Origin of the sequence: Salmonella sp. SAL04196 (assembly GCF_046550835.1) — a bacterium.
Classification (GTDB): Bacteria; Pseudomonadota; Gammaproteobacteria; order Enterobacterales; family Enterobacteriaceae; genus Salmonella; species Salmonella enterica.
Genome location: NZ_JBGDXE010000001.1, coordinates 1,118,435 through 1,131,573 on the forward strand (window position 1 = coordinate 1,118,435; position 13,139 = coordinate 1,131,573).

Genomic DNA, 13,139 nt, shown 5'->3' on the forward strand with positions numbered 1-13,139 from the left:
ACCACACCGAAAGGATATCGGGATGAATGCAGACGCATACAAAAAAATAATGACGCTCAGTCGAATCGCCTGCTTTATCGCCCTGCAGTGCGCACTGCCAGACGGTAACACTGCGTTTGCCCGCGAATATTTTAACCCAGCGCTGCTGGGGATCGACGGGCCGGGAAAAGAGCTTACCGATCTTTCCGCTTTTGAAGAAGGCATCGGCCAAATGCCTGGCACCTATCGCGTTGACGTCATTGTGAATAAATCGTCCGCTGGCGTGCATGACGTTAATTTTGTTATGCAAAAAGATACGGCAGGCAACACCACTCTGCAGCCCTGCTTCAGCGTTGACTCGCTGCGCGAGTTCGGTATTCGTACCGACGCGTTTCCAAATCTTGCTGGTCACGGCGACTGCGCTAACCTGGCGGCGATCCCGCAGGCCAGCGCCGAGTTCGCCTTTGAACGCCAGCAGCTACGGCTGTCTATTCCGCAGGCCGCCGTAGACAGCCATGCCCGCGGCTACGTCGCCCCGGAACGGCTCGATGAGGGCATTAACGCCCTGCTGCTCAACTATAGCTTTTCCGGCGCCAACACCGAAGCGCGCCGCGGCGATATGACCGACTCCGACAGCTATTATCTGAGCCTGCGTCCGGGCCTGAATATTGGCCCCTGGCGCATTCGCAACTACAGCACCTGGAATCGCAACGTCAACGGCGATAGCGCCAATGAAAGCTGGGATTCGCTCTACACCTACGCCCAACGCAATATTATCGCGCTGAAAAGTCAGCTAACATTCGGCGACAGCACCGCGCCCTCCGAGCTGTTTGATAGTGTGCCGTTCCGCGGCGCACAGCTGGCCTCCGACGATGATATGTTGCCCGATAGCCTGCGTGGCTACGCGCCGGTGGTGCGCGGCATAGCCCGTACTAACGCGCAGGTAATTATCAAACAGAATGGTTACACCATTTATCAAAGCTATGTTTCGCCGGGCGCATTTGAGATTACCGATATGTACCCAACCGGCAGCAGCGGCGATCTTGACGTCACAATTAAAGAGGCCGACGGTAGCGAACAGCATCAGACGGTGGCCTTCGCCTCTCTGCCTATTCTGCAGCGCGAAGGGCGGCTGAAGTACAGCGTGACCAGCGGCCAGTATCGCCCCTATGAGAGCGATATTGACAAAAAAATGTTTACCCAGGCCACCCTGATTTATGGCCTGCCAGCCGGGTTTACGGTATATGGCGGGGGCCAGTTCTCACAGCACTACAAGTCCCTGCTCACCGGGCTTGGAAAAAACCTCGGCGAGTTGGGTGCCGTCTCGGTGGATGGCACTCAGGCATGGTCAACGCAAAAAGATCAGGATAAAGAGAGCGGCCAGTCCTGGCGCATCCGTTACAGTAAAAATATTCTCGAAACCGGCACCAATATATCCATTTCCGGTTATAGGTATTCAACATCAGGTTATTACACTCTCCCGGAAGTACTGGATACCTGGCGTGACGACGAGTCGCAAAATAATAACGACCGCCGCCGCAACCGTGCTGAACTTCAGCTTAACCAGAGTATCGGGGCGAGTCTGGGGTCACTGTCGCTCAATGCTATTAGCGAAGATTACTGGAACAGTGACCGGAAGATGCGCTCTCTCGGTGTGGGTTACAGTAATAGCTGGGGCGGCGTGACGTACAACATCAATTACAGCTATAACCGCAATACCACCGACAGTGACGATAGCGACAAAATCTACGATGAAGATCAGGTCTTCTCACTGAGCATAAACATCCCGCTCGACCGCTGGTTAAGTCACAGTTACGCCACTTACAACCTGAATACCAGCAAACGGGGCAATACCAACCATACCGTCGGGCTAAACGGGTCAGCATTAGAAGACAATAACCTGAACTGGAGTCTCCAGCAGAGCGAAACGAATCACGGCGAAGGGAATGGCGGTTACGCCAGCCTCGATTATCAGGGGACCTACGCACGAATGAATGGTGCCTACAGCTATGACAACGACCAGAAACGCGTTAACTACGGCATGGAAGGCGGCATTGTCGCCCACGCGCATGGTGTCACGCTCAGCCAGTCGTTGGGCGAAACCTCAGCACTGGTAGAAGCCCCCGGGGCGAATGGCGTTACGATAAGCAACCAGACGGGTGTAAAAACCGACTTCCGCGGTTACACCGTGGTGCCTTACGTGACGCCGTACCGTGAAACCGCCGTCTCACTGGATACCGAAACGCTGCCTGATGGTGCTGACGTCGACCTGACCAGCCAGATGATTACCCCCACGCGCGGCGCAATTGTACGCGCACATTTTGATACCCGTATCGGTAAAAGGGTACTCATGAATTTGTCACGTACCCCTACGGAGATAGTGCCATTTGGAGCGCTGGCAACGATAGAGGGTCAACCTGCGGATAAGAGCTTCATCGTGGGTGACCACGGGCAAGTCTATCTTACCGGTGCGCCCGAACGCGGAACCTTAAAGGTAACGTGGGGCCGTACAGCGAATGACACCTGTCACGTAACATTCAATTTAACAGAATTGAATGCGACTGATGGTGTGATGGAAACGCAAGAATCTTGTCGTTAATAACGATGACCATAATCGTCATAAGGAAAACGTATTCGTGAAAAAAACAGTCGGCCTTGCGTTGTTAATATCTGTGTGCCCGTTGATAACGTCCGTTGATGCTCTTGCAGGTATCATAAATACAAGCAGTGCGAATACATCAACTTTACCTTATAAATTCAGCTCCTTTACTATGCCGAGTTCGGCCGGGGGGACAACCTGGTTTGACGACTGGGGGGAACACTGGAAATTGCCAATAATAGCTAGCAGCCAAAAAGGTTATATTGATTTTACTGTGAATGGCGAACCGACAGGGGGAACGACTACTAATGACGCAACGGTGTATAAAACCAATAACCCGGGTGTAGGCATTGCCTATCAAATGACTTACACCCCAGCGGGCGTAGTAACCCCGGATAAAGATTATACGGCTCCATTTCGTTTAGACGTCGATAGTAATGTCAACGCATCCGGCGACCTAATTATTCGCTACATGCTGGTGCGTTTAACGGATGAACTACCGGCGGGCCCCATTACTGAGGTGCCAAGCGTTACTGTTTCTTATCATAACCCAGCGGATAGCGGATATGGAGATGTGACTTTCGTGGCCCGTTCTGGTGTGGCTAGTCAGCCAAAGTATACGGCTTGTGGAATTAACGCACCAACAGAAATTAAACTCAACCCACTTTATGGGAATAGCCTAAAAACGGGCGCACAAAATAGTATTCAGGCGCCGACGATAACGCTCACAAACTGCCCGGGGGCCATCAATGGTATCTCTTATAATTTTTCCGCAGTCTATGGAGCCCACGACGAAGCCAATGGGGTTCTTAATACTGTGACGGGTGATACCTACGCGAAAAATGTTTATGTGCAGATACAGAATACCGATGGTACGCCTCATACAATTAATTCAGCGATCGCGCTCCAGAATTATAACGGCTCCGGGGATTATGTGTTGCCTGACTTTAAAGTGTCTTATTTTATAGATGATGCTGAAAGCGTAACTGCGGGTAATGTCAAAACAGCCATTGAGCTTAAAGTTACTTACAACTAATAGGGATTATATATGATTGTTACAAACAGGAAAAAGACAGTGGCATTCATCATTGCGCTTGGTTGGTTATTTTCCTCATCCAGTCAGGCTGTCAATATTGATATCAGCGGTACCGTTATCGCCTCACCTTGTGTGGTTAACGGCGGCGATGAGTCTCTCGCTATTAATCTGGGGACCGGGATTCAGGCCAATACTCTAGAAACAAGTGGCAGCACTACCCCATGGGTTGAAAAGACATTGACGCTCACCGATTGCCCAGCCTCCACCACCTCATTTAGCGTAGCCTTTGCTGGCACCGCCGACACGGATACAGACTTCTACAAAAATACCGGCACTGCCACCAACCTGAAGCTTGAGTTAACGGATGACAAAAGCGAGCACGCCTATAAAAATGGCGCTGCTCTGAAGGACATCGCAATCCCATCCGACACGCATGCCTATGACCTGAAACTGCGCTCCCGTGCAGTGGCAACAGGCCTCGTGATGCCAGGCACCATCGAGGGCCAAGTACAGGCAACCTTCACCTACCAGTAATCCAGGACGGGACAATGGCGCAACAGATAAATAAACTGCTCCCCGCGTTGGCCTGTCTATGGGCGGTAAGCAGTATTTATTCCGTGCAGGCAACCGATATTAACCTGAGCGGTATAGTAATTGCTTCTGCCTGCATCGTGGATACGGGCACAAAGGAACAGACGGTCACGTTCCAGCAGGCACGCGCCGTTGATTACCTTAAGGTGGGCGATACCAGTGAGTGGCAGGATTTTGAACTGACCCTCTCCTCCTGCCCGCCATCAACTACTCAGGTGACTGCCCTGTTCAGCGGTGATGCCGACACTGACGATGCCACCAAATTCGCTAACAGCCAGGGCAGCGCTACCGGTATGGCACTGGAAATTATGACCCGCGATCATCAGACGGAAATCTCACCGGCGGATACGCTGGCCGTGAAAGTGAACGGCAATGACCACCGGGCCGTTTTCCCGCTCTCTGCGCGCATGTACACACCGACGGGTCGCGTAACGCCAGGGGAATTCAAGACTGTCGTTCAACTGAACTTTACGTACCAGTAGCCTTCAGATCAAGAATACATAAAAAAGCGGAGCGCCAGGCGCTCCGCTTTTTTATTCATAACAGTACTGACTAGATACGTTTGAAAATCAACGAACCGTTAGTACCGCCAAAGCCAAAGGAGTTACACAGAGCGTACTCCAGATCGCTGACCTGGCGCGCTTCATGCGGCACGAAGTCCAGATCGCAACCTTCATCCGGGTTATCCAGATTAATGGTTGGCGGAATGGCCTGATCGCGCAGCGCCAGAATAGAGAAAATAGACTCTACTGCGCCTGCGGCGCCCAACAGATGGCCGGTCATCGATTTGGTCGAGCTCACCATCACTCGGCTTGCGGCATCGCCAAAGACTGACTTAACCGCCTGCGTCTCAGCTTTGTCGCCGGCAGGCGTCGACGTGCCGTGTGCGTTGACGTAGCCAATCTGAGCAGGCTCAATCGCGGCATCACGCAACGCGTTAACCATCGCCAGCGCAGCGCCTGCGCCATTTTCCGGCGGCGACGTCATATGGTAAGCATCGCTGCTCATACCAAAGCCGACGATTTCAGCATAGATTTTCGCACCACGCGCTTTTGCATGTTCGTACTCTTCAAGCACCAACATACCGGCACCGTCGCCCAGTACAAAACCATCGCGTTCTTTATCCCACGGACGGCTCGCCGCCTGTGGGTTATCGTTGCGGGTCGACAGCGCGCGCGCTGCGCCAAAACCACCTACGCCCAGCGGCGTACTGGCTTTTTCTGCGCCACCTGCCACCATCGCGTCCGCATCGCCATAGGCGATGATACGCGCGGCATGGCCGATGTTATGCACGCCTGAAGTACAGGCAGTCGCAATAGAGATGCTTGGCCCACGCAGGCCATACATGATAGTCAGATGGCCTGCTACCATGTTAACAATCGTCGACGGGACAAAGAACGGGCTAATCTTACGCGGTCCGCCTTTTACCAGCGAACTGTGGTTTTCTTCGATCAGACCGAGACCACCGATACCGGAGCCGATAGCGGCGCCAATACGGCTTGCGTTCTCTTCCGTCACTTCAAGGCCAGAATCCTGCATGGCCTGTACGCCAGCGACAATTCCATATTGAATGAAGGCATCCATCTTGCGCTGTTCTTTGCGCGAGATAATGTCATCACAGTTAAAATCCTTTACTAAGCCAGCAAATTTCGTTGCATAGGCGCTAGTATCGAAATGGTCGATCAGGCTGATGCCACTCTGACCGGCAAGGAGAGCTTTCCAGGTAGACTCTACGGTATTGCCGACAGGAGACAACATGCCCAGTCCGGTCACAACTACACGACGCTTAGACACGGTTGTCCTCCAGGGAGGGAAAATGATTCTAGTGGGACAAAAAGATAAAACTCAGGCGGTCGAATGACCGCCTGGAGATGTTCACTTACGCCTGGTGGCCGTTGATGTAATCAATGGCAGCCTGAACGGTGGTGATTTTCTCAGCTTCTTCGTCCGGAATCTCAGTATCAAACTCTTCTTCCAGAGCCATTACCAGCTCAACGGTGTCAAGAGAATCTGCGCCCAGGTCTTCAACGAAAGAAGCATTGTTGGTTACTTCTTCCTGCTTAACGCCCAGCTGTTCGCCGATAATTTTCTTAACGCGTTCTTCGATAGTGCTCATACTCTTAAATTTCCTATCAAAACTCGCTTTCGCGATGGTTTTCGTAGTGTATAAAATGTTGAAAAATTTGCAACTAAATCCCGGCAGGTCTTACCACGATTTTACGTTATTTTGCGGCCTTTCGCCCTAATAACGCAAATATTTTTCAATCGTGATTAAACCATGTACATTCCGCCGTTGACGTGCAGAGTCTCACCAGTGATGTAACTCGCTTCGTCAGAGGCTAAAAATGCAACCGCACTGGCGATTTCCTGAGCGCCGCCGAGGCGACCCGCAGGCACCTGCGCCAGGATACCCGCACGCTGATCGTCAGACAGCGCACGCGTCATGTCCGTTTCAATAAAACCCGGAGCCACAACATTGACAGTAATACCACGGGACGCAACTTCACGCGCCAGTGATTTACTGAAACCGATCAGGCCCGCTTTCGCCGCAGCGTAGTTTGCCTGACCTGCATTTCCCATGGTACCAACCACAGAACCAATAGTGATAATGCGACCACAACGCTTTTTCATCATAGCGCGCATTACCGCTTTTGACAGGCGGAAAACGGATGATAAATTGGTTTCGATAATATCGTTCCACTCATCATCTTTCATTCGCATCAACAGATTATCACGAGTGATACCGGCATTATTAACCAGGATATCCACTTCACCAAATTCTGCGCGAATATTTTCCAGAACAGATTCAATAGATGCAGGATCGGTCACATTCAACATCAAACCTTTCCCGTTAGCACCTAAATAGTCGCTAATGTTCTTCGCACCATTTTCACTGGTCGCAGTCCCGATAACTTTCGCGCCGCGGGCAACGAGAGTCTCTGCAATTGCGCGGCCTATGCCACGGCTTGCACCAGTCACCAGCGCAATCTTTCCTTCAAAGCTCATGGTTTTCCTCTTTTATTGCGTAAGTGCCGCAGACAGCGCCGCCGGCTCGTTCAGCGCCGACGCTGTCAGGGTGTCGACAATACGTTTCGTCAGACCAGTGAGGACTTTACCTGGACCCACTTCATAAAGATGTTCAACGCCCTGCGCCGCGATAAATTCCACGCTCTTCGTCCACTGTACCGGATTGTACAACTGGCGAACCAGCGCATCGCGGATAGCGGCGGCATCGGTTTCACATTTCACGTCAACGTTGTTTACTACCGGCACCGTTGGCGCGCTAAAGGTAATTTTGGCTAATTCAACCGCCAGCTTATCTGCCGCTGGTTTCATCAGCGCGCAGTGCGACGGTACGCTCACCGGCAGCGGCAGCGCGCGTTTCGCGCCAGCGGCTTTACAGGCTGCGCCCGCGCGTTCTACTGCCTCTTTATGCCCGGCGATAACCACCTGTCCCGGCGAGTTAAAGTTAACCGGCGAAACAACCTGCCCTTCGGCAGATTCTTCACAGGCTTTAGCAATAGAGGCATCATCCAGACCGATGATCGCAGACATGCCGCCAGTACCTTCCGGAACCGCTTCCTGCATGAATTTACCGCGCATTTCCACCAGACGAACGGCATCAGCAAAGTTGATGACGCCAGCGCAAACCAGCGCGGAATATTCGCCCAGGCTGTGACCTGCCATTAACGCAGGCATTTTACCGCCCTGCTGCTGCCAAACGCGCCAAAGCGCGACGGAAGCGGTTAATAACGCCGGCTGCGTCTGCCAGGTTTTATTCAGTTCTTCCGCTGGACCTTGCTGGGTGAGCGCCCACAGATCATATCCCAGAGCCGCAGAAGCTTCAGCAAACGTTTCTTCTACGATAGGGTAATTTGCCGCCATCTCGGCCAACATCCCAACGCTCTGAGAACCCTGACCGGGGAACACAAATGCAAATTGCGTCATGTTTAAATCCTTATACTAGAAACGAATCAGCGCGGAGCCCCAGGTGAATCCACCCCCGAAGGCTTCAAGCAATACCAGCTGACCGGCTTTAATTCGCCCGTCACGCACGGCTTCATCCAGCGCGCACGGCACAGAAGCCGCGGAGGTATTGCCGTGCCTGTCCAGCGTGACGACGACATTGTCCATCGACATGCCGAGTTTTTTCGCTGTCGCGCTAATGATACGTAGGTTAGCCTGATGCGGCACCAGCCAATCGAGTTCTGAGCGATCCAGGTTATTAGCCGCCAGCGTCTCATCGACAATATGCGCCAGTTCAGTGACCGCCACTTTAAAGACTTCATTGCCCGCCATCGTCAGGTAAATCGGGTTATCCGGATTTACGCGATCGGCATTCGGCAGGGTCAGTAATTCACCGTAACGGCCATCGGCATGAAGATGAGTGGAGATAATACCCGGTTCTTCAGAAGCGCTCAGTACGGCCGCGCCTGCGCCATCGCCGAAAATAATGATCGTACCGCGATCGCCAGGATCGCAAGTGCGGGCTAATACATCGGAACCGACCACCAGCGCGTGTTTAACCGCGCCGGATTTAACGTACTGGTCGGCGATGCTTAACGCGTAGGTGAAACCTGCGCACGCTGCCGCGACATCAAACGCCGGGCAACCTTTAATACCGAGCATACTTTGAATCTGACATGCCGCGCTTGGAAATGCATGCGTTGCTGATGTGGTAGCCACCACAATCAAGCCAATTTGGTCTTTATCGATCCCCGCCATCTCAATCGCGCGATTCGCAGCGGTAAAGCCCATCGTCGCGACAGTTTCATTCGGCGCGGCGATATGGCGTTCACGAATACCTGTACGAGTGACAATCCACTCGTCAGAGGTCTCAACCATTTTTTCCAGATCGGCGTTAGTCCGCACTTGTTCGGGCAGATAGCTGCCAGTACCAATAATCTTCGTATACATGTACGCTCAGTCACTTTTCGGTTATATACCGTTACCTGTAAACGTCTGGCACGCTGGCGGCGCCGGGGAGACAGCGATATTATCTGTGCGCCCGCAGGTTTACGCCTTTGCCATCGTCCAGCGGTTCAAATCCGGCTGGGTATACAGATTCCAGGCGAGCGGCAATTCGCTGAGGAACTTGTCGCTGCACCGCCTGCACTGCCTGTTCAATCGCGACTGCAAATGCTCGCTGATTGGCCGCACCATGACTTTTTATCACCGTGCCGCGCAATCCTAACAGACAGGCGCCATTATACTGGTCGGGGTTGAGGTGACTGAATCGCCTCGTCAGGCTTTTTTGTAACCAACGTTTTAATAACAGCAGCCACCACGACCGTTTTTTCCCTTCGCCCTGTGATTTCAGCAGTGAAAGGAACATTCTGACAACCCCCTCCATCGTTTTAAGTGTGACATTGCCTGTAAAGCCGTCACACACCAGTACATCGGTTTTTCCCGTCAGTAACTCATTCGCCTCAAGGTAGCCGATGTAATTGATGGTTGGAACTGTTTTTAACATTAAAGAGGCTTCACGAATACTGTCGAGGCCTTTGGTTTCTTCTTCCCCGATATTGAGTAGCGCCACGCGGGGATTTTTGATCCCGACGACCTCTTCCGCCAAAACGGCGCCCATCACGGCAAACTGCACCAGCATGGTACTGTCGCAGTCGACGTTGGCCCCCAAATCAAGCACTACCGTTTTGCCCTTTTGCTGGTGCGGTAATACCGTCACCAACGCCGGACGCTCAATCCCCTCAAGAGGCTTGAGCAATAATTTCGCCAGCCCCATCAGCGCCCCGGTATTACCAGCGCTAACGCAAGCTTCGGCTCGGCCTTCTTTCACAAGCTCCAGGGCCACACGCATGGATGTCCCGCGACTGGCGCGGATCGCCTGCGAAGGCCGGGCATCACTGGCAATAACTGACTGTGCAGGGATAATCTGCAGACGCGAACGTTGTTCAAAGTCAGCTTTGGCAAGTAATGGCGTGATAATATCGGGATTCCCGACTAAAAGAAGAGTGAGCTGCGAATTAGCGTTCAGTGCCTGCAATGCTGCAGGCACCGTCACGGAAGGACCAAAATCGCCCCCCATGACATCTAACGCCAGGGTTAGACGTGTCAAGGTATCGTCGCTGCCTGGTTCGGTGTTCTCCGCTTACGCGGAGAAATCCTCACTAAGCTTTATCACGCTTGTACTCTTCGGCTTTTACACCACAGGCACGCCTGTGATGCAAAAGGCATCGAGTATCGCGCGATTACTTAGCGATGACCTTACGGCCGCGGTAGTAACCGTCGGCAGTGATGTGGTGACGCAGGTGTTTTTCACCAGAAGTTTTGTCTACAGACAGGCTGGTGACTGCGGTCAGAGCGTCATGGGAACGACGCATGCCACGTTTGGAACGGGTTGGTTTATTCTGTTGTACGGCCATGGACCTTACTCCTCAATTACGGTTTATCCCTGCGTCCGCGGGGAAGACCTATTACTTACGCTTTAAGCTGGCTAATACGGCAAATGGGTTTGGCTTTTGCGCTTCATCAGGCAGTTCGCCAAAGACCATGTCCGCCTCGGACACTTCACAGTGTTCAGAATCATGCACCGGAACTACCGGCAAGGCGAGGATGATTTCATCTTCAACCGTCGCCAGCAGATCGATTTCGCCGAATTCGTTTACCTCAATCGGCTCATACGCTTCCGGCAGTGCTTCAGCCTGCTCGTCGGAACGGACAGGGCTAAAACAATACGTTGTGTGAACCTGATGGGTAAACGGTTTCCCGCAACGCTGGCATTCGAGCGACACCGTAACGACCGCATCGCCGGTTAAAACGGCGAGACGCTGGTTATCGATAGCGAACGACATGGAGCATTCCACATCACTGTCCACACTGACTACAGACTCGGCAACGCGCTCAACCTGATCGGGGGTATAGATACCCTGGTAATCAAGGCGTTTTTGAGCGGTACGAACCGGATCAAGAGTCAGGGGTAATTTTACCTTTTGCATAGGGCGCGCATATTAACTTCGTAACGTCATATAGTCAAAGAAAAAGGCAGCCTGCGGTTGCCTTTTGCCAATAATTCGCACACATTGCGGGTTACAGACTTATTTTCGCTCAAGACGAGTCAGTATGACAGGCTTGAAGACCGAAGAGCATAGTTTAAGATGGCTCTCATCATTACGCTATATCTGAGGGAAAAAATATGCCCCGTCTCATCCTTGCGTCTACCTCTCCCTGGCGTCGCGCGCTGCTGGAAAAGCTGACGATTCCTTTCGAATGCGCCGCGCCGGATGTTGATGAAACCCCCATGCCGGGCGAAGCGCCGCGCCAATTGGTGTTGCGGCTGGCGCAGGCGAAGGCGCAATCGCTCGCCGCGCGTTTCCCGAATCATTTGATTATTGGCTCCGACCAAATTGGTGTTCTGGACGGCGAAATCACCGGCAAACCGCTGACGGAAGAAAAAGCGCGTCAGCAATTAGCCAAAGCCAGCGGAAATATTGTGACGTTTTATACCGGACTGGCGCTGTATAACTCCGCCTCCGGGCACTTACAAACCGAAGTGGAGCCTTTTGACGTTCATTTTCGCCATTTAAGCGAAGCGGAAATAGACGACTATGTCCGTAAAGAGCATCCGCTGCATTGCGCGGGAAGTTTTAAAAGCGAAGGTTTAGGCATTGCATTATTTGAACGCCTGGAAGGTCGTGACCCAAATACCTTGATCGGTTTGCCGCTGATCGCGTTGTGTCAAATGCTGCGGCGGGAAGAGATGAACCCGCTGAATGCCTGATTAATCTGCCTGATGGCGACGCGATGCGTCTTATCAGGCCTACGGTGCATCACACGATTGTAGGCCTGATAAGCAACGCGCATCAGGCTTTACTACGTAATACCTCAAGGCAGCGCTTCAATTGCTTATCCATCGGCGCTTCAATACGCATCACTTCACCCGTTCCCGGATGGGTAAATTTCAACGCTGCTGCGTGCAGGAAAAGTCGGTTCAACCCCGTATCCGCCAGTTGCTTATCAAACTCACGGTCGCCGTAGCGATCGTCGAACGCAATAGGGTGACCGGCATATTGGGTATGTACGCGAATCTGATGCGTACGGCCCGTGACCGGGCTACAGCGCACCAGCGTGGCGAAGGCATAGCGCTCTTCCACCTTGAAGCGCGTTTCTGACGGTTTGCCTTCCTGGCTCACGCGAACAATGCGTTCGCCGCTTTGCAGAATGTTCTTTAATAATGGCGCCTGTACGGTTTTAACGTGCGATTGCCACTGGCCGCGCACCAGCGCCAGATAATCTTTCTGCATTCCCTTTTCGCGCAGTTGCTCATGCAGCGAACGCAGCGCGGAGCGTTTTTTCGCCACCAATAGCACGCCGGAGGTATCGCGGTCAAGACGATGCACCAGTTCCAGGAATCGCGCTTCCGGACGCAACGCCCGCAGCCCTTCGATGACGCCAAAACTTAACCCGCTCCCGCCGTGTACGGCGGTGCCGGAAGGCTTATTCAGCACCAGAATATGGTCGTCTTCATACAAAATGACGTCCGCCAAGGCCGCCACTTTTTGCAAATGCGGCGACACGGCCTCTTCTTCGCGTTCAGCAACGCGAACCGGCGGAATGCGGACTTCATCGCCCGCTTCCAGTTTGTATTCCGGTTTAATGCGTTTTTTGTTCACCCGCACCTCGCCTTTACGCAAGATGCGATAAATCATACTTTTTGGTACCCCTTTCAGTTGGGTGCGCAAAAAGTTATCAATGCGTTGCCCCGCTTCGTCAGCGGCGATGGCAACAATTTTTACGGATGGCGTTTCTGTTTTCATGGGGGGCGATTCTAAATAGCCTGTGAGATTCGCGCCACACATTTTTCTATGCTTATAGAGACGTCTACGCCAGTGGATGAACATTTTTCACTGCGGTTTTGCTGGTTATTAAAGCGATTGGCTCGCGCTGGTGAAAAAACTGTGAGTAAGCGGGTGATAA

Annotated in this window: 14 protein-coding genes; 5 read left to right on the plus strand and 9 right to left on the minus strand. The window is 52.7% G+C overall.

Translation table 11 applies throughout. From position 1 onward, the window contains the following. The first annotated feature begins 22 nt into the window (after positions 1 to 22). The 4 genes from ACLJPE_RS05790 to ACLJPE_RS05805 are packed head-to-tail and all read left to right on the plus strand — an operon-like array spanning position 23 to position 4,687. Positions 23 to 2,578, plus strand: a complete 2,556-nt coding sequence (locus tag ACLJPE_RS05790; RefSeq protein WP_039513131.1) for a fimbria/pilus outer membrane usher protein — start codon at positions 23 to 25, stop codon at positions 2,576 to 2,578. A gap of 37 nt (positions 2,579 to 2,615) precedes the next feature. Next, a complete protein-coding gene (locus ACLJPE_RS05795) occupies positions 2,616 to 3,614 on the plus strand; it encodes a fimbrial protein (protein ID WP_000754357.1) in 999 nt (332 codons plus the stop codon). Positions 3,615 to 3,626: 12 nt separating this feature from the next. Continuing rightward, complete coding sequence (locus ACLJPE_RS05800) at positions 3,627 to 4,148, plus strand: fimbrial protein (protein ID WP_012513009.1); 522 nt, start codon at positions 3,627 to 3,629, stop codon at positions 4,146 to 4,148. Positions 4,149 to 4,162: 14 nt separating this feature from the next. Next, positions 4,163 to 4,687: a fimbrial protein gene (locus ACLJPE_RS05805; RefSeq protein WP_000068580.1), complete on the plus strand. Its 525-nt coding sequence runs from the start codon at positions 4,163 to 4,165 to the stop codon at positions 4,685 to 4,687. A gap of 70 nt (positions 4,688 to 4,757) precedes the next feature. On the opposite strand, the gene fabF is transcribed toward ACLJPE_RS05805, so the two are convergent. The 8 genes from fabF to yceD all read right to left on the minus strand — a co-directional run bounded on the left by fabF (position 4,758) and on the right by yceD (position 11,161). Beyond that, on the minus strand, positions 4,758 to 5,999 hold the full coding sequence (gene fabF / locus ACLJPE_RS05810; protein ID WP_000044666.1) for a beta-ketoacyl-ACP synthase II: 1,242 nt from the start codon (positions 5,997 to 5,999) through the stop codon (positions 4,758 to 4,760). Positions 6,000 to 6,084: 85 nt separating this feature from the next. Beyond that, positions 6,085 to 6,321, minus strand: coding sequence for an acyl carrier protein (gene acpP, locus ACLJPE_RS05815; RefSeq protein WP_000103754.1), 237 nt, complete (start codon positions 6,319 to 6,321; stop codon positions 6,085 to 6,087). Positions 6,322 to 6,476: 155 nt separating this feature from the next. After that, positions 6,477 to 7,211: a 3-oxoacyl-ACP reductase FabG gene (fabG, locus tag ACLJPE_RS05820; RefSeq protein WP_000007236.1), complete on the minus strand. Its 735-nt coding sequence runs from the start codon at positions 7,209 to 7,211 to the stop codon at positions 6,477 to 6,479. Positions 7,212 to 7,223: 12 nt separating this feature from the next. Further along, positions 7,224 to 8,153 (minus strand): ACP S-malonyltransferase, encoded by a 930-nt coding sequence (gene fabD / locus ACLJPE_RS05825; RefSeq protein ID WP_000191343.1) that lies wholly within the window; start codon positions 8,151 to 8,153, stop codon positions 7,224 to 7,226. Positions 8,154 to 8,168: 15 nt separating this feature from the next. Beyond that, positions 8,169 to 9,122, minus strand: a complete 954-nt coding sequence (fabH, locus tag ACLJPE_RS05830) for a beta-ketoacyl-ACP synthase III (RefSeq protein ID WP_000288148.1) — start codon at positions 9,120 to 9,122, stop codon at positions 8,169 to 8,171. Positions 9,123 to 9,201: 79 nt separating this feature from the next. Further along, a complete protein-coding gene (gene plsX / locus ACLJPE_RS05835) occupies positions 9,202 to 10,281 on the minus strand; it encodes a phosphate acyltransferase PlsX (protein ID WP_001518286.1) in 1,080 nt (359 codons plus the stop codon). 133 nt (positions 10,282 to 10,414) lie between these two features. Beyond that, positions 10,415 to 10,588 (minus strand): 50S ribosomal protein L32, encoded by a 174-nt coding sequence (rpmF, locus tag ACLJPE_RS05840; protein WP_000290727.1) that lies wholly within the window; start codon positions 10,586 to 10,588, stop codon positions 10,415 to 10,417. Positions 10,589 to 10,639: 51 nt separating this feature from the next. After that, positions 10,640 to 11,161, minus strand: coding sequence for a 23S rRNA accumulation protein YceD (gene yceD, locus ACLJPE_RS05845; protein ID WP_001174492.1), 522 nt, complete (start codon positions 11,159 to 11,161; stop codon positions 10,640 to 10,642). 197 nt (positions 11,162 to 11,358) lie between these two features. On the opposite strand from yceD, the gene ACLJPE_RS05850 reads away from it, so the two are divergent. Continuing rightward, a complete protein-coding gene (locus ACLJPE_RS05850; protein WP_001137609.1) occupies positions 11,359 to 11,943 on the plus strand; it encodes a Maf family protein in 585 nt (194 codons plus the stop codon). An 82-nt stretch (positions 11,944 to 12,025) separates the two neighbouring features. On the opposite strand, the gene rluC is transcribed toward ACLJPE_RS05850, so the two are convergent. Beyond that, entirely contained in the window at positions 12,026 to 12,979 is a 954-nt protein-coding gene (gene rluC, locus ACLJPE_RS05855) for a 23S rRNA pseudouridine(955/2504/2580) synthase RluC (RefSeq protein WP_000846310.1), read from the minus strand. Positions 12,980 to 13,139 lie beyond the last annotated feature (160 nt).